This window comes from Microcoleus sp. POL10_C6 (assembly GCF_036701585.1).
Taxonomy (GTDB): domain Bacteria; phylum Cyanobacteriota; class Cyanobacteriia; order Cyanobacteriales; family Microcoleaceae; genus Microcoleus.
This window is the reverse complement of sequence record NZ_JAUBRB010000008.1, coordinates 47,103-64,194: the sequence shown is the minus strand read 5'-3', so window position 1 is coordinate 64,194 and position 17,092 is coordinate 47,103. Positions and strand designations below refer to the sequence as shown.

15 protein-coding genes are annotated in these 17,092 nt (G+C 46.0%); 4 read left to right on the top strand and 11 right to left on the bottom strand.

Features of this window, described 5'->3' with window-relative positions:
* Positions 1-44: 44 nt before the first annotated feature.
* On the top strand, positions 45-1,919 hold the full coding sequence (locus tag QUA34_RS06710) for an NAD(P)H-quinone oxidoreductase subunit F (protein WP_333385093.1): 1,875 nt from the start codon (positions 45-47) through the stop codon (positions 1,917-1,919).
* A 144-nt stretch (positions 1,920-2,063) separates the two neighbouring features.
* On the opposite strand, the gene QUA34_RS06705 is transcribed toward QUA34_RS06710, so the two are convergent.
* A complete protein-coding gene (locus tag QUA34_RS06705) occupies positions 2,064-2,675 on the bottom strand; it encodes a Uma2 family endonuclease (protein WP_333385090.1) in 612 nt (203 codons plus the stop codon).
* Between the two features lie 128 nt (positions 2,676-2,803).
* Here QUA34_RS06705 and QUA34_RS06700 point away from each other — a divergent pair, with 128 nt between their 5' ends.
* Entirely contained in the window at positions 2,804-4,318 is a 1,515-nt protein-coding gene (locus tag QUA34_RS06700) for an NADH-quinone oxidoreductase subunit M (protein WP_333322919.1), read from the top strand.
* Positions 4,319-4,492: 174 nt separating this feature from the next.
* On the top strand, positions 4,493-5,659 hold the full coding sequence (locus QUA34_RS06695; protein WP_333322921.1) for a CO2 hydration protein: 1,167 nt from the start codon (positions 4,493-4,495) through the stop codon (positions 5,657-5,659).
* Between the two features lie 346 nt (positions 5,660-6,005).
* On the opposite strand, the gene QUA34_RS06690 is transcribed toward QUA34_RS06695, so the two are convergent.
* The 4 genes from QUA34_RS06690 to QUA34_RS30170 form a co-directional block, all read right to left on the bottom strand.
* Positions 6,006-6,725 carry a PHP domain-containing protein gene (locus QUA34_RS06690; protein ID WP_333385087.1) on the bottom strand — a complete coding sequence of 240 codons (720 nt, stop codon included), beginning with the start codon at positions 6,723-6,725 and terminating at the stop codon, positions 6,006-6,008.
* Between the two features lie 503 nt (positions 6,726-7,228).
* Positions 7,229-9,640, bottom strand: a complete 2,412-nt coding sequence (locus QUA34_RS06685) for a bifunctional serine/threonine-protein kinase/ABC transporter substrate-binding protein (protein WP_333385085.1) — start codon at positions 9,638-9,640, stop codon at positions 7,229-7,231.
* A 172-nt stretch (positions 9,641-9,812) separates the two neighbouring features.
* The gene (locus tag QUA34_RS06680; protein ID WP_333085227.1) at positions 9,813-10,574 is read right to left on the bottom strand and encodes a ZIP family zinc transporter; all 762 of its coding nucleotides are present in this window, start codon (positions 10,572-10,574) and stop codon (positions 9,813-9,815) included.
* A 245-nt stretch (positions 10,575-10,819) separates the two neighbouring features.
* Entirely contained in the window at positions 10,820-11,074 is a 255-nt protein-coding gene (locus QUA34_RS30170; RefSeq protein WP_445242806.1) for an HPP family protein, read from the bottom strand.
* Between QUA34_RS30170 and QUA34_RS06675 the strand changes: the two genes are divergently transcribed.
* The gene (locus QUA34_RS06675; RefSeq protein ID WP_333322927.1) at positions 11,031-11,171 is read left to right on the top strand and encodes a hypothetical protein; all 141 of its coding nucleotides are present in this window, start codon (positions 11,031-11,033) and stop codon (positions 11,169-11,171) included. The genes QUA34_RS30170 and QUA34_RS06675 overlap by 44 nt on opposite strands.
* Before the next feature lie 5 nt (positions 11,172-11,176).
* Here QUA34_RS06675 and QUA34_RS06670 read toward each other — a convergent pair whose 3' ends face one another.
* The 6 genes from QUA34_RS06670 to QUA34_RS06645 form a co-directional block, all read right to left on the bottom strand.
* On the bottom strand, positions 11,177-11,929 hold the full coding sequence (locus tag QUA34_RS06670) for a hypothetical protein (RefSeq protein ID WP_333322929.1): 753 nt from the start codon (positions 11,927-11,929) through the stop codon (positions 11,177-11,179).
* A gap of 17 nt (positions 11,930-11,946) precedes the next feature.
* Positions 11,947-13,272: a DUF2254 family protein gene (locus QUA34_RS06665; RefSeq protein WP_333322931.1), complete on the bottom strand. Its 1,326-nt coding sequence runs from the start codon at positions 13,270-13,272 to the stop codon at positions 11,947-11,949.
* Positions 13,269-14,273, bottom strand: a complete 1,005-nt coding sequence (locus tag QUA34_RS06660; protein ID WP_333385081.1) for a mechanosensitive ion channel family protein — start codon at positions 14,271-14,273, stop codon at positions 13,269-13,271. Before QUA34_RS06660 ends, QUA34_RS06665 begins: the two co-directional genes overlap by 4 nt.
* Before the next feature lie 344 nt (positions 14,274-14,617).
* Positions 14,618-15,739: a hypothetical protein gene (locus QUA34_RS06655; protein WP_333385078.1), complete on the bottom strand. Its 1,122-nt coding sequence runs from the start codon at positions 15,737-15,739 to the stop codon at positions 14,618-14,620.
* Positions 15,740-15,753: 14 nt separating this feature from the next.
* Entirely contained in the window at positions 15,754-16,254 is a 501-nt protein-coding gene (locus QUA34_RS06650; protein ID WP_333385076.1) for an SH3 domain-containing protein, read from the bottom strand.
* 206 nt (positions 16,255-16,460) lie between these two features.
* Positions 16,461-17,072 (bottom strand): hypothetical protein, encoded by a 612-nt coding sequence (locus QUA34_RS06645; RefSeq protein WP_333385073.1) that lies wholly within the window; start codon positions 17,070-17,072, stop codon positions 16,461-16,463.
* Positions 17,073-17,092 lie beyond the last annotated feature (20 nt).

The window sequence follows — 17,092 nt, the reverse complement described above, 5'->3', positions numbered from 1 at the left end:
TGTATAAAGGCAGCTCGTAATTTGAAGTTTAAGGGATAAATTAAATGACTCAATTTCTCCTCCAAGCCTGTTGGTGGGTACCTTTATATGGCTTAATAGGCGCAATTTTAACTTTGCCGTGGTCTACCGGCACCATTCGCAGAACAGGGCCAAGACCTGCAGCTTACTTCAACTTGCTGATGACGGTGGTGGCTTTCATACACGGATCAGTTATTTTTACAGCGACTTGGGATCAACCGCCTCAACAGTTGCTCGTGCACTGGGTGCAAGCAGCCGATTTAGATTTGTCTTTTGCAATAGAAATCTCCACCGTCAGCGTCGGAGCAATGGAGTTAGTTAGTGTTCTGAGTTTGCTAGCACAAATTTACGCTCTAGGCTACATGGAAAAAGACTGGGCGCTAGCTCGATTTTTTGGGCTGATGGGTTTTTTTGAAGCTGCAATTAGTGGCATTGCCATTAGCGACTCGCTGCTTCTAACTTACGGTTTGTTGGAAGTGCTGACGCTTTCAACTTATTTGCTAGTCGGGTTTTGGTACGCTCAACCGCTGGTAGTAACGGCCGCTAGAGATGCGTTTTTAACCAAGCGTGTAGGAGACGTGCCACTGCTGATGGGAGTAGTGACGCTTTCAACTTTAGCGGGAAGTTTGAATTTTTCCGATTTGGAAACATGGGCGGAAACAGCAACTTTGTCTCCCCTAGTGGCGACTCTTTTAGGTTTGGCTTTAATCTCCGCACCTACGGCCAAGTGCGCTCAATTTCCCTTCCATTTGTGGCTCGACGAGGCGATGGAAGGGCCCAACCCGGCTTCGATTATGCGGAATACGGTAGTTGTGGGCGCTGGGGCTTATGTTTTGATTAAACTTCAGCCTGTTTTAGCGCTGTCGCCCGTGACGGATGCGGTGCTGGTGGTTTTGGGTGCGGTAACGGCTGTTGGCGCTTCCTTGGTGGCGATCGCCCAAATCGACATCAAAAGAGCACTATCGCATTCTACCAGCGCTTCTATGGGTTTGGTGTTTATCGCCGTGGGGCTAAATCAAGTTGACATTGCTTTGCTGTTGCTGTTCGCCCACTCGATCGCCAAGGGCCTATTATTCATGAGCGTAGGGTCAATTATTACCACAACTAACACTCAAGATTTAACAGAAATGGGTGGGTTGTGGTCGAAGATGCCTGCCACGACTACGGCTTATTTAGTAGGCGCTGCGGGGATGGTAGCGCTGTTGCCTCTGGGCAACTTTTGGGCAATGCGGCGCTGGCTCAACGGTTTTTGGACTGTGCCTTTGTGGCTGGTAGTTGTGTTGCTTTTGGTTAACGGTTTGACAGCGCTAAATTTAACTCGCATATTCGGTTTAGTGTTTGCTGGAAAACCGCAGCCGAAAACTCGCAGAGCTCCAGAAGTTGGTTGGCCGATGGCTTTGCCGATGGTAATTTTGACAGTGATGGGGCTGTTGGTTCCTTGGATGTTGCAGCGGTGGCAACTGTTAATTAGTTGGACTGGGCCTTGGGCGGAAACGGGAGATTTTGATGCTTTAAATTTGCTTTTGAAGACGCTGGATACGCCGCTGTTGTTGTTATCTGGGTTGATTGGCGTTGCGGTTGGGGTGGCGATTTATTGGTACGGGGTATTACCTCGACCGGTACGGCTGCCGGTGCCGGCGGTGCAGGATTTGTTCGCTTACGATTTTTATATCGATCGAGTTTACCGCTTGACTGTCGTTTGGGCGGTGGCTTTTATTTCTAAAATCAGCGCTTGGACTGATAGGTATGTGGTGGATGGGGCGGTGAATTTGTTCGGTTTTGCCACAATTTTCAGCGGCGAAGGGTTGAAGTACAGCGGCACCGGTCAGTCGCAGTTTTATGTGTTGACTATTGTGGGGGGGGTTGCGGTGTTGCTGGCGTTGATTATTTGGCAGTTTTAAACCGCAGAGGTTGGCAGATGAATTTTTCGGGGTTTGTCTGCTTTTTGTCTGATGTTATTTAATTTTAAACCGCAGATGAGGGCGGATGAACGCAGATGAACGCAGATGATTTTATTCTGGGTTTGTCTGCTTTTTTATCTAATTTTATTCAAACTCGATCGGCCACAATTCTGTCACCGCAACTTCCCAACCGGGCAAAAGTTCGGGAATTGAAATCATGTCGCCGTCTCTCAATACCACTGGCTCTGCTTTCGGAGTGTAAATTGTTACTGTACGCTTGTCTGGGTCGATTAATATTCCTACTTTTGCTCCGAGTTCGATAAATGATAAAATTTTTTCTCGCAGGGGTTTGAGGCGATCGGACTGAGATTTGATTTCTACAACTAAGTCGGGAACAAGTTCGGCAAAATACCTTTTACTTTGTTTGAGGCGATCGGCTACCACAAACGAAACATCGGGTGCTGTAAGATTTGAATTGGGGAGAATAAACCCGCCGCTGGACTCAAACACTCGTCCGAGTTTGCGCGGTTTGACCCAGTTTAGTAAAAGTCTGACTAACTCTGCCCCAATTTCGCTCGATACAATGTCTGATGGGCCCATAACGATAATCTTCCCGTCTACCAGTTCTAATTGGTAGTCGAGATGTGCTTCCGAGAGTATACTTTGCAGTTGTTCCAAGTCGGCAACGGTGAGGCGGGTGGAAGGAGAACCGGATTTAATTTGCAAATCTTCTGGCTCTGTAAGACTTGAGGTCATAGGAGGATTCCAGAGACATTTGAATCTATGTTAACAAGAAAATCAGCCGATCGCTTTTTTATTCAGTTGCTTTGCGTTAATGTTAAATATAGCTCTAAATACTGTGTAACAAAGGAAAGTTTTAATTGATGCTCAGTGCTTTAATCTGGATACCAATGTTGGCTGCCGCCCTGATTGGGCTCTGGCCCGGTTCAGTGAGTTCTAAAATAGTTCGGAATGTCGCGATCGCCATTGCGGGTATAGCTTTTATTCTATCGGTGATTTTGGCAATTCAGTTTGATGCCAGTACCAGTCAGTTGCAGTTTGGGGAATTCATTCCTTGGATAGATGTTTTGGGATTGAATTACAATCTCGGTGTTGATGGTTTGGCTCTGCCTTTGGTAATTTTAAATACTCTGCTGACAGGGGTAGCTATTTACGCTACGGATGAGTCGATCCGCAGACCTCGACTTTATTATTCTTTGATTCTGTTAATTACTGGCGGCGTAACAGGGGCTTTTTTATCTCAAAATTTGCTGCTATTTTTCCTGTTTTTTGAGGTAGAATTGATTCCGCTTTACCTGTTAATTGCGATTTGGGGAGGCGAGCGCCGGGGTTACGCTGCTACTAAGTTTTTAATCTATACTGCATTTTCGGGAATTGTGCTGCTGGCTGCTTTCTTGGGCACTGGTTGGCTTAGCGGTGCTTCGAGTTTCGATATGGTTGGTGCCGCGGGCGCATCGCATTTGCAAGGAGGATTGCCTTTGCCTTTGGTAAGGCAAATTGTTTTGCTGGCAGGGGTGTTGCTGGCTTTTGGAATTAAGATGCCTTTGGTGCCTTTTCATACTTGGCTGCCGGATGCTCACGTAGAAGCTTCGACGCCGGTTTCGGTGCTGCTGGCGGGGGTGCTTTTGAAGCTGGGAACTTATGGGATGCTGCGCTTTGGTTTAGGTTTGTTTCCAGATGCGTGGGCGGTGGCGGCGCCGACTTTGGCGAGTTGGGCGGTGGTGAGTGTGCTTTACGGGGCGAGTTGCGCGATCGCCCAAAAAGATATGAAAAAAATTGTAGCTTATAGTTCGATCGCTCACATGGGCTACATTTTGTTAGCTAGCGCCGCAGCTACTCCGATTAGTCTGCTGGGAACTGTTTTACAAATGGTTAGCCACGGTTTAATTTCGGCGCTACTATTCTTAACCGTCGGCATTGTTTACAAAAAATCCGGCACCCGCAACATCGATGTGCTCAAAGGTTTGTTTAATCCCGATCGCGGTTTGCCGATGATTGGCAGTTTAATGATCCTCGGCGTGATGGCAAGTGCCGGCATTCCGGGTTTGGCTGGATTTATTGCTGAATTTTTGATATTTCGGGGCAGTTTGCCAGTGTTTCCGGTGCAAACTTTGCTCTGCATGATCGGCACTGGTTTAACTTCAGTTTACTTTTTAATTATGGTCAACCGCGCCTTTTTCGGCCGCCTTTCGGATGTGGTGGTAAATTTGCCGCAAGTCCGCTGGCGCGATCGCATCCCTTCGCTGGTTTTAGCAATAATTATTGCAATCATGGGAGTGCAGCCGGGAGTTTTAGTTGCTTTGAGCGAAAAAACTGCGATCGGAATGGTAGCTAATGTGCCACCCCAAGTTAAAGTGATTGCTCAAAACTTGAAATAAAATATGACCTAGGTTCGTAGCATCGGACTTTAGTCCTATGGCAGTTTTCAATCCCATGAAATACAGCAGACGGCTGTAGGGACACGGCACTGCCGTGTCCCTAGCTATTCCATTCATCAGTGTATCCGTGTTCAAATCCGTGTCGTGCCTTCCTTCAGTTAAGGTTAAATAAAAATGAAAAGTACCGTATTAAAACCCTCTTCCCATCCCCTAGCCGCATACATTGACCTCTTAGAATCAGGCAAAGCTTTACTGCCTGAGTCTACGGAAAATGTGGTTGAAGTTGTCGGCGTGCTGAAAAGTTATGCTATTGTTTTAGATGCCTATTCTCGCAATCTCAACTATATTGCAGAAGAACAGTTTTTAGTGCTCTTCCCATTTTTTAAATATTTCAACGGAGATGTGAATCTGCCCAAATTAATGCGCTATTTGTGGCACGATCGCATTAATTTTGAGTATGCTGAGTATGTTATGAAAACTATGCTGTGGCACGGCGGCGGGGGTTTTGACAGTTATTTGGATTCCCCGGAATTTAGCAGTTTGGTCGAAAAGGCGATCGCGGCTAAACTGAAAGGCAATTTTTTCATGCAGGGACTCAACAAAGCATTTCCTGATTTTTTGCCGGAACAAGTGCGGATGCTGGCTTACTACACCGGTCTCGGTCAGTTTTGGCGGGTCATGAGCGATTTGTTTATTGATTTGTCCGATTGCTACGAAGCCGGTAAAATTAAGTCGATCGCAGACGTAGTTGATTTTATCTTAGCAGGTTTGGTTAGCGCCGCTAATTTGCCAATTACCTACAGCGTCAAGATTGGCGGTCAAGTCTACGATATCATTCCGGCCTCGGCTAACTTGACATTTTTACCAGATGTAGCAGTGCCTTATGTAGAATCAATTTTCTTTCGGGGAACAGCTTTTTTTGGCACAGTTTCCTACAACGCTCAAGCTCATCAAATCCCGGAAGAACAAAGAGAATTTGCCTACGGGGCTTTGTTTGCTGACCCTTTACCTATTGGAGGTGCAGGGATTCCGCCAACTCAATTGATGCAAGATATGCGTCATTATTTGCCGGAGTATTTGCACGAAGTTTATCGCACTAGCTGTCGGGGTGAAGACGATGTGCGGGTGCAAATTTGCCAAAGTTTTCAGAAGTCGATGTTTTGCGTGACGACGGCGACTATTTTGGGTTTAGCACCTCATCCCATGAATACCTCAGATCCAGAGGAAAAAAAGGCTAATCGAGCTTATTTGGAAGGTTGGATGGATCGATTTGGGAATTCTCGGTTGGATTGGGCAAATCAGCCAACTAACCGGGCTTGTCAGTTGTTCCCCGAACGGTAGAAGGGCGACTGGTTTTTAGGGCGCAATGTCTCTCGGAGTTGCAAGAATATTACCTGAAGAAAGCAATTGCTTACTTTTAGATACCGAAAGATCATCCGGGCGATCGCAATCATCTCACGTCCCGTAAAATAGCCGTTATCAGGCAAGTAGTAAAAACTTCAGTCCACAGACTTTTATGAGGACTGAAGTCCTCACTGCCAAACAATTGTATAGTCATTTTATCGGACTTAATATGACCTGATAAATTGTTTGTTTTCGGCTCATTGTGATTGCTTTCATAAGAGATACATCCGCTAACGCTTAGACTGGTAATGACCGGATAAAGCACTTCTTATTTCCCAACTATCTAAATTCGGACGAGAAGACTCAGGCCGTGAGAGTCCGTGCCACAAGTTCCCAGCAAACCATAAGTTTCTGCTAATTCTTTGACTAAAGCAGTTTGTTTGGGACTCGGTTGCCAAGGATTGGGATTACCGTAAGCATAGTAAATTTCTACACCGTCAATGCCGAAACGGGCTGCTTCTGGGATTAGTTTATCTGCACTCGATCGATACCTGCAAGGATGTGCCAGAACTGCTAAACCTCCTGCTTCATGAATAGCTTCAATTACCCTGGCTGCTGAATAACAATAAGTGCCTTCAGTGCTTTTACCTCGTAGGTATGGTTTGAGACTGGGATGTTGCGGATCAAAGGCGTAACCGAGAATGTGTACCTCATTGTTGAGCAATTCGGCATTAATTTCAGCGCCTGTCCAGAGACTAGGTGCTTCGCTATTTTTGTCGGGATGGTTTAATTTCCAATTATCCAGCCAAATTTGAGCTTTAACGTAGCCTTGGGTGCTGTGGTGGTCGGTGATAGCTAAGCCTTTGAGACCTCCGGCTATCGCTTGTTCCATCAATTTCTCTGGCTGCAATCGCCCGTCGGAGTAGACTGTGTGCATATGAAAGTTATAGGAACCCGGACAGCTATCGGCATCAATTGTCTGGAAGACTTGTTTGAGTGCTGAGATATTCTGGGCTTCTGGTTTGAGACTAGAACTTGTTGGGGCAGCGAGATTGACAGCCATAAGCGTTATTATAAAAAAAACTAACCTTGTTTAATATATCTAATAAATTGATATGTTGCACCTGTGGCAATAGTCTGCTGTGGGATTGAAATATCTGGCGGATTGTTGCGTTCGGCACAAGATATCAATTCACTCGCACATCTTGCACAATTCTTTATCCAGAATTTTATTGTCGGGTGGGGGTCGGTTTATGAGATTATTGATTTCAGGCAATTTATAGTTGGTAAAACTCGCCTCTACAGGTTTGGGGAGAATGCCGCAAGATATCAATTTACTCGCACCTATTGCATCATTCTCAGCAACAGGCTTTCCGGCCTGTTCCACAAAGAGTAAATTTTATTGTGGAGTGGGCATCCTGCCCACGCTTAAAAGGTTTGTGGAAAATGCCACAAGATATAGCAATCCTCGCATCATTTGTGAATTTCTTACTCCCTCCCCTTGATAAGGGGAGGGTTGGGGTGGGGTAAAAAGTTTACAACTCCTGCAAGGATTGCTATATCAATTCAATCGCACTTTAAACCTGCGGCTGCGGCTGTGGAAAATTCGATCGGCACAAATGTAACTCCAAACTGTTCTCTAGAACACGGTACAATATGCGCCACTCGTTTAGGAGGGTTTTTCCGATTTCCAGTCTTCGGGTCAAACTCAATTATACCGGAGGCTCCTTCGGCTTTAAAGTTGGGATCGGCTAAGGTTTTTTGCATTCCTTCGCGGCTAGGTTCTGGCTGCATTTCGAGGGCTTTAATCAGCGTCCGGGCGGCATCGTAGGTTAAAGCCGATCGAGTATTGACCGGGCCTCCCCACAATTTTTCAGCGTTTTGCGGAAATTGTTTGTCAAAACTTATTAACGGATGCCAAAACACAGATATGCCCAGTTTTTCAACAGACTTTAGCTCTTTTGCTACCTCTAACGTTCTCGGCTCGTACAGAGTCCAGGGCCCGACAATCCAATTGCGATCGCCATTAGCTTTAATCATTGCGATCGCATTTTCCAGGGAATTAGTGACTTGACCGTCGGGAATGACAAGTAAGGCTGTTTTTCCGGCTTTCTCAACTTCTTTGATTGCTGCTTCGGCGTCTAAATTATTTTTAGATAAATCGTAATAATTCCTAATTCTAAAAGTCGAGCCTCCTTTGGCTTCAAATTGCTCTTTAAATTCTTCCCACAAAGAAGCGCTAAACGGACTGTTGGGATTGTAAAATACTGCGGCTTTTTTCTCACCGACCAAGAGCAGTTGATTTACTAAAGCTTCAGCTTCTATGCTAGTTGTAGGAGCCGTCCGAAAGAAAAATTTTCGAGGTTTTCTCGTCAGTTCTTCTGTTGTGCTTCCTGGAGAAATGGCGATTAGTTGATTTCGATTGTAAATATCTACGGTTTCTACAGTCATGTCGCTGGTGTAGTGGCCGATAACTGCTAGAATATCGGGCTGAGCGACCAGATAATTAGCCCTTTGAATCGCGTAGGATTTGATATTGCCATCATCAGCAATGATGACTTTGAGACCTTTTCCTTTAATAGCTTTTGGTTGGAGAAAGCCTTGACCGGGAAAATTTTTATTGTTCTCATTTGCAGCCAGAAGACCTAAATTAACTTCGGTTTGAGCTTGAGCAATGCCACGAAGCAGTTCTTCTGCTAAATTTGCGTTGAGGATGCTGCCGTCCTGATTTCTGCGAATGGGAACAACAATTGCGATCGTGTAATATTCTGCATTTATTGCCTTCAGCAGAGCATTGTTGATGTAAATTAAAGTTTCTGGATCTCTGCGGTCTTCCCGCCAGGACTGTTTAAGTAATTTTAAAGCTTCGGGATAATTAGAGTCGGCAAACTCATTTATTCCCCTTTGTTTTGACCACAGGGCGGAGGTTTGCACTAAGAGTTTTTCGCCGGAACTTACACCATCGGCGGAGGGTGTCAGCAACGTTGGTTGCGGGGAAATTCTGGGGATTAGCGGGAAAATTCTGGGGATTAAAAGTACGATCGCCCCAAAAGCCGCAATTCCCGCAACGCCTAACAGCAGCCAGCGAAAGCGCGATCGCAACTTCCGCGAAGTTTTGGGTAATTGGGGCCCTGGGACGATCAAATTCAAGTCTTGCAAAACTTCCTCAACAGACTGGTAGCGGTCTTGGAAGTGGAAGCGCACCATTTTGGTTAAAATATTTGTTAGACCATCGCTAACTGGTTCAGATGTTAAATAATCCCAGATAATTTCGCAATTTTCGGGGTCTTGTGGCAGATTGGTGGGACGCCGCCCGGTGAGGGATTGAATCGCGATAATTCCTACTGCATAAATATCATTGTAGGGTTGCGGGACAGACTGCGGATTGTATTGTTCGGCAGGCATATAACCCCTGGTGCCGATCGCCTGCGATGTGAATATTTCACCAGTAGAGTTAGCGGTAAAAGTGCCGATTTCTTTGACCGCCCCAAAATCAATTAAAACAATTGTTTGATCGGTTTTGCGCCGAATTAAGTTAGAAGGTGTAATATCGCGGTGAATAATATTTTCTTGGTGGACTGATTTTAGTGTTTCCAGAACTTCCCGCAACAAAGCAACAGTTTGTTGCTCATTCCACCGATCGCCCGCAGTGAGTTCTTGACTAAGCGGATGTCCTTCAATATATTCTTGAACCAAGTAAAAATAATCGTTTTCTTCAAAGCTATCGAATAATTCGGGAATGCGCGAGTTTTTGCCGAGACGGCGCAAAGCGCTAGCCTCTCTTTCAAATCGCTTCCTTGCCCTCTCCAAGACGCGCGGATCGTTCGATAGGGGAAAAGGAATTTCCTTAACAACGCACAGAGGATTATTAGGTTTGTTTATTTGTACAGCCGTGTAGGTTCTAGCAAACCCTCCCTCTCCCAACAAAGCGAGAATTTCGTACCTTTCATGTAGGATATGCCCTAAGTTGACACACATAAATCTTCCAACACCTCTTGACAGGCTGCGGCCTTTAATGTTGATTATAAGCTTTTTTGTTGCCCAATACAGCTTGGCAACATATCAAATTCATCTGTGTCTATATCAAAAATACTATAACTCTCAGCAATTGGCAATTCTACATTAGTGAGGAGCGATCGCTAATTATCAATTATCTTTCTGCTAACTTGCTGAGTACAAAAGCAGCTAAAAATCCGCAGACAGTAATTAGTCCGGCAAAATCGTGAGTTTCCTCGAATGCTTCGGGAATCATAGTATCTGAGATCATTGCTAAAATACCCCCTGCTGCTACGGCGGTAGTAGCGGCTATTACTTCTGCAGAAAAGCCGCTGAAAACCGTATATCCTAACAATGCTGCGATACCGGAAATAACCGCGATCGCACCCCAAACTCCAAAAATGTAACCCATCGATCTCCCTGCTTTTTTCATACCGGCGGCGCTGGAGAGCCCTTCGGGAATGTTGGAGAGAAAAATTGCCGCTACTGTCACCCAACTGACAGCGCCTCCAGAAATCATGCTGACGCCAACGACGATCGACTCCGGTATCCCGTCTAACAGCGCGCCGAGGGCGATGGCTAATCCGCCATCGCCTGACTCTGTTTTAGCTGGGTGCAAAGCGCCCGATCGCTTGCGGTGTTTTGCTCCCTGTTGACTCAAAAACCAATTGGCGGCTGTGTAGACAGCAGCGCCACCCAAAAAGCCGATCGCCGTCGAGTCGAAACCGCCGCGCTTGTAAGCTTCATCCATCAGTTCAAAGGATAGCGCTGAAATCAGGACACCAGCGCCAAAAGCCATAATTGTCGCGATCGCGCGCTGGGGAATGCTGACAAAGTAACCCACCGCCGCTCCCAGTAGCAGCGCCGAACCCCCCAGTAAACCCCAAAATCCTGCCTGCAACCACACTGGAAACATCAGCTCTACCTCAAAGGAAAATTTTTTATTCGCGCCTAAAAATTAATTATATATAGGACTTACGGATGAGCGCCATAAACCGGGTTTTTTACCTAATCTGCTAAGTACATTCCTCATAGTTATAGTCGCTAGTGTTCCCCTCAACATTAACTTTTTTACCCCTGGATGCGATTGACTGGAAACCAGCGATAGCCCCAGGCTTCTAACGGAAGAGAGGGCTATTTTTTTTAACTAGCATTATTCAATCAATAATAACGATATTTGCTCCTAATCGCCGTCTCCGCTGACGGATATCCTGGCCAAAAAATTAGATAAGTAAACCAACCAATCTTTGCTGCAATCATGTGAGAAACCACCCGGCTTTTGACTTCGTTTGTGCTGTGTTGGATGTCTAGATAAATTAAGAATGAACTGGCAGCAAGGGATGCGAATAATAAACCTCGAGCGCTGAGAAATTTGACTAAAGTTAAGACTGTTAATACCGTCGCAGTTGGTAGCAGCGATCGGAAAAATTATCCCGGTAATTTTAAGCGTCGTCTGACAGAAGGATTGGCTCGTTCTAGTGGTTTTAAGCTCGAACGTTTGGGCTGCCTTTGATTCCTCTACAAAGCCAATAAAAGAGCGGTGTAAATTCCAGCACCAAGGACAAATGCCCAAAACCGACTTTCTCGTTCTTCTGGCAATTCTTCTTTGAGGACGTTGAGAACAATTCCTCCGGCTAAAAAAGCAAATAAAACTGCGATCGCAGTTTTTCCAATTTCAGTAGCGCTCCCCAACACCCACCCCACAATAATAGCTGCTGCTAGTATCCAGCGTCCGATGCGGTCATAAATATGCTTGTGATGTTGCCGCAAACCAGAGTCGTTCACTGCAAAGTGCAGGGCCATTGCACAAGAAAACAACAGCAGATTGGTAAGGCCCGGTTCTTCCCGATGCAGCAGCAGATAGCCAATCAGAGCGTTGTAAATTGAAAAAGAGGCAATGTGTAACCAAAAAACACCAAGACTGGTCACATCCTCTTCGCCCCGCTGACGAGATAAATTTGCAATTCGCTCCAAGCCATAAAATACAGTCAATCCTAACAAAGCTATTAAATAAACGTGGTGTTCTAGATAGGAAATAACTCCTGCTTCTACTTGCTCTAATACCACTTGGTGCAGATTTAATTCCGGTAAAATATGCACAAAAACATAAGCTACCGAAACCCCACTTGCTGCTGAAAGCCAGCCACTGCGAGGAATAGAAGCAAACCGCAACTTGCCGCAAAATAAATGTGTCAGCGCTAAACCAATGGCAATCAGCGCGGTTAAAGCTAAAGTATTAGGAGCCGATCGCAAAGCTGCTGTTATTACCATAACTCTGCTCTACCAAATTAATCCTGTCTTAAAGCTTTAATGACTTGGTGATACTGCTCTTGCACATCTTTCTGGTCTTGCTCCTGAGAGATTTGTTCGCGGCTACTATTTAAAATCATCTCCGCCTGACGCCGTAAAGCTTCTCGTTGTTGGAAATTGTGGGTGTAAGTGGCGATGCAAGCTAGAGCTTCCAATAAACGAATTGTTACCGCCACATCTGATTTACTGTACTGGCGAATTTGGTTAAAGGCAGCATCCACTAACCCTTCAAACGTCACTCCCTCAACAATGACGCGCAAATTCTGTTCATCGTCGTAGCGATAGGGCGAGGGAAAATCCCTTTGAGCGAGGCGGGATAATCCGGCGCTGAGTCGATCGATACACCGAATCGCAGTAAACGGATCGTTGATAGCAGGAGAAATCGCACGCAAGGCAATTTCAACTAACTGATCGATTGGAAATTCTACATCTTGATATTCAGTCCGTTCTTTGCCCAGAATAAAAGCATCGTTAATCTGTTGTTTCAGGCTTTGATTAACCTGTTTTTCCGGGAAAACCATCGCTATCTCGCTGCCTTTGACGATAAACTTTCCCGGTCGAGTTGTAAGACGTACAAGCAGATTGTACTGACGGGCAATTTTCATTAATTCGTCGTCATCGATTGCTTGCAAATAACCCTCGCCCATGGCTTTGATTGGACTTGCTTCCGAGTCAAAATTGGCCGGATTTTCTCCCACTTGTCGCGAGTTGTTCGCCTTACCTTCTCCGATTTTTTCGGGAAACAGACGATCTAGAGCTTTGTCTAAATCGCCACTAACCTGAGTAATTACATGGGAGGCTTGAATAATGGTTGATGCGTGATGGATAAAGTAAATCAGTACGCCGATACTGGCAATTGCCAATCCGGTACCAACTGTCACCGAGAGTTGGGGTACAAAGAGACTGTATCCTTCTCCTTCTCCATGAATGGTTCGCAGTACGAGTAAACAGTAAATAAACGTGCCAATGAAAGTGCCAAGCACGATTTGATTGCCCGTATCCTGCATAAAATTACGCAGCAATCGGGGACCAAAATTTGAACTCGCCAACTGAAGCGCCACAATAGTAATGGAAAAAGCTGTAGCAACAACGCTGACCATTGAACTGGCAACCGATGAGAGAACCGATCGCGCACCATCGGCTCCACCCGTGTAAATCCACCTCCAGTTTGGTATATTACCCGTGCGATCAAGTGTCAGCATGGCGATCGCTAAAATCATCGACCCCACCGCCATCAACGTTGGAATAAACCAGTAGCTAGAGTGCAGTGAATCCCAAAGTTTGCTTAATTTGACATTTTTCATGAGTTGGGGTGGCGTGAAGATTGTCCGTTGCCGTCTTGTTGCGATCGCTGTTCAATTAGTTGTCGCAGAGAACCGCTGATGCTGCGGGGTTTGGGAACTTCGCCATTACCAGCGGGCCATCCTTCCCGTTGACGTTTGCGATCGCCATCGGTCTCTTCGGTTTGGTCATGAAACAAAATTTGCTGCGTAGGAAAGGGCAAGTCGATGCCGTTGGCAGTAAGCTTTTCTTTAATCGCAGAAAGTACCTTGTCCCGCGATCGCAGATCGTCCATTCGTCGTGGCGGAGCAATCCACCATCGAGCGCGGATATTGACGGTACTTCCTGCAAGTTCCATCAGCAACACGTCAGGAGCAGGGTCATTCAAAACCTCATCCACACTGTGCATGGCTTCCATCATTAACTGCTTGGCTCGGTGAATATCATCGCCGTAGCCGATACCAACGTCGTATTCCATCCGGCGTTTATCAAAGGCGGTATTCACAGTAACAGAATTGGTGAACAATTCCGCATTGGGAATTACAATCCGGCGACCATCATAGGTTCGGATTGTTGTAGCGCGAGTTTCAATATTTTCTACCGTTCCCTCAAAGTTTTTAAACACAATCTGGTCATCGATTTGGAACGGTTCCGTCAAAAGAATTAGGATACCAGCTAGGAAGTTTTGTAAGATATCGCGAAAGGCAAAACCAATCGCTACCCCGCTAATTCCCAGCAGTTGCACCAAATCGCCTGCTCTAAATGTGGGAATTATAATCGACAAGGCAATAAACAGACCAACCAGAACAGTAATACCCTGGGCTAACCTTCCCAACACCAGTCCCAAATTCCGGGATTGGCGGTGGTTGCGGGTAAGCCGCCTGACCGCTCTCTTAATTGACCTCCCAACAAAGAAAAAGATTGCAAAAACAATTAACGCTAGTATCATATTAGGCAGCAGGATAATGAAGCCATTGATCATGCTCTCAATCTTGTCCCAGACTCCGGATATTTCTGCTGTCATAAAACTTCCTCTTGCATCATATCGATTCCGGTTGCACCGGAATGCTTGTTGACTGTTGACTGTTGACTGTTGACTGTGAGTCAAAAAAATGAAAGTTGCGCGAATTATTTGTTGGCCGCTTGATTCGACTTTAGGCCCGACTTTCGAGGCGCGGATTTGATATCATTCCGGCAGCAGGCAGGAATTGATATCAGTCATTATTGATAGTATTAAAATTAGCCCTGTCAAACTCTATATTAAGGGTGTAGATTACTTTAACGTGAGGCTAATTTAGGACTTACACAGCGACAGTAAATATTGGGGATGGTGAGTAACGCAGAAAGCTAACGCACCAACAATTTTTTTCAAGTGGATATCGAAGCCACATCTTGACCGTTGAGTTTTTGTGCGATCGCATCCAGTACCCTCTGTTCTGCTTCGGAAACCTCTCCGTGACTTTCGGCAATGCGACGGCATTGAGCTAATAGCGGTACTGCAAAGTCCGGGTTAAGTTGCTCTAACAATGCACCCAATGGTTTGGGGGACTTGATGTTAGCAGCAATCCTTTTGAGAGAATCGGCATTTAATTGCAATGCCTTCAATTCTGGCAGAATATCTTCCCAGTTTTTGTTGGGATAACTTGCCAAAATCATGTGAACCATAATTTGATCCATCCCTGCTTGCTGCGCGATCGCAACATCGAGATATTTCTCGCTTTGTTGCTGGATCGCTTGCAGCGTTTCGGTTCCAGGTTCTTCAGTCTCTTCCCTCAGTTTGGCTTCGTAAAACTGGCGCGCCGCATATCCCAGCGCGTACAGCATCGTAGCATTCGTACTCGCACCAATCATCGCGCCAGCCAGCGGTACGTTGCGTAAAAAGCCCAAACCAGCTCTCATTGCGTTGCTACCGCCTAGCGCTAACCCAAAAATTGCCAAAACCTCACCTTTTCGGGCTGACTGTTGCAAATCCATCCCATAAGCGGCGGCAATTTCATAAACCATTTCGGTTTGAATCGCAGTAGTCGCGGCTAAATCGATCGCCAGCAGTGCAGCCGCGACACCAGGTAAAATGCTGCTAGCAAATCCAACACCACCGGCGTGAATTGCTTTTTCCACCATAATGCGATGGGCAATTTCGCTGGGATATTCATTGGGATACTTTTGTTGGAGTTCCTTGACTTGAGCTTCGGCTTTGGCTAAGTCGATGCGATCGCTGACCCCAACTAACCAATCAAGCCTGAGTACCCCTGCCACTTGTTTAACAAAGGGAAGATTGCCAACATAAGTCACCGCATCTCCGGTTCCTTGCGTCGCTTGTCCAATCAATCGATAAGTTTGTTTAGCAGCAGCTTCCCCCCAATCAAATGCTGTGTCAACAACCGCTTTACCTGTATTCAGTGCAAATTCTGTTGTCTCGGCAATGAAATTTAACAAACCAGGTTTTTGCTGTGAATTAGTTTCTTTTTTTGGGTTTGATTGGTCATCCATCACTGTTTTTTCAATTAACTACAATACGCCAGGTTTTCAGCTTGGACGTAGCCTCTCAGAGGCACTGTAATCGGCACCCAACCATCCGTTCCTATACTTTCAATCGTCACTCTTCGTCCATTCGCGACGACTCCAACGCTTTCCCCATCAGTGGAAGGTGCTTGATGTACGTTAATTCCTCTGGCGGCTGCAACTTGGCGGCAGTTAGTAGGAGGCGGGGCTGTTGCCGCTTCACACGCTCCGAGAAAACCACCATATACGTAGCCTTGTATCGGGGCTGTAATTGGTACCCAGCCATTCTCACCAAGACTTTGAATCGTCACATTTCGTGCGGAACCGATGATGCCAACCGCTTCGCTGTTAGCCGTCGGTTGTCGCCGAACATTAAGACCATTCCTCGCAATAACCTGGCGACAGCTATCCGGTACTTGCGCTAGTAAAGATTCACCTTGAATCTGTTTTTGATTTGTATCAGCGGCGAACGAGGGAGCAACTAAAACTGTTGCCGTTAACAAGATCGAACTTGTTAACCTTGTATATTTTTGCCAGATCCTCTGCTCTTGCATCGCTTTATCTCCTTTTAAATCTCTATGCCCAAACCTTATAAAAGGTTTTTAGCTCGTTCATCTTCTCCAAGAAAGGATGAATCATCATCACAATGGTATAAAATCATTCGACTCGCTGGTGTGCTTGTTGAATTTTCAGGTTTTATCATCGCTAATCAAGCATAAACGCGAGGTTTGCGAGCGCCAACAGCACCACCCATCATTGCCGCTGCCAAACTCAGCAAAGAGCCAAGTAGAAATGACCAAGTAGCTTTAGCTGTATTACCAGCTATATCGCGAACTTGATTTGGGTCTACATTCTGCGCTTGATTCGGTATATTAACGCCGCCCTGTTGTTGTACTTGATTGGCAATTTCTCCAGCATTAGCAGCCGCAGCGCCAACAGCACCCGATATCCCGCTTCCTAATAACCAAGCACTAAGTGCTAATGTAGCTCCCCAAAGAATTGCTGCATTCAAAAATGCTGTTTTCTTGGTCATCGGGCCGCAGCTTTGAGCCATCACCCAACCGCCTAAAAATAGGGAAATCAGCAAACTGATAATCGACCAAATTACGACCCCAATACCAACGGAACCTGCATCCGCGCCTGTTGCACCCGCGCTTAATCCGAGCGCCATTCCCAAAGCGCTTAAAAGTAGTTGAGTACCCAGAGCGATCGCAATTCCTGCCAAAATTGGCCCCCACCTCACTTGATCGTGGTAATCCACCAGCGGATTGACGATTGTAGGCTCAGTGAGTGGATTGCCCGATCGATCTGGATAAGTCATAAAAGATTAACCCCTGCGTT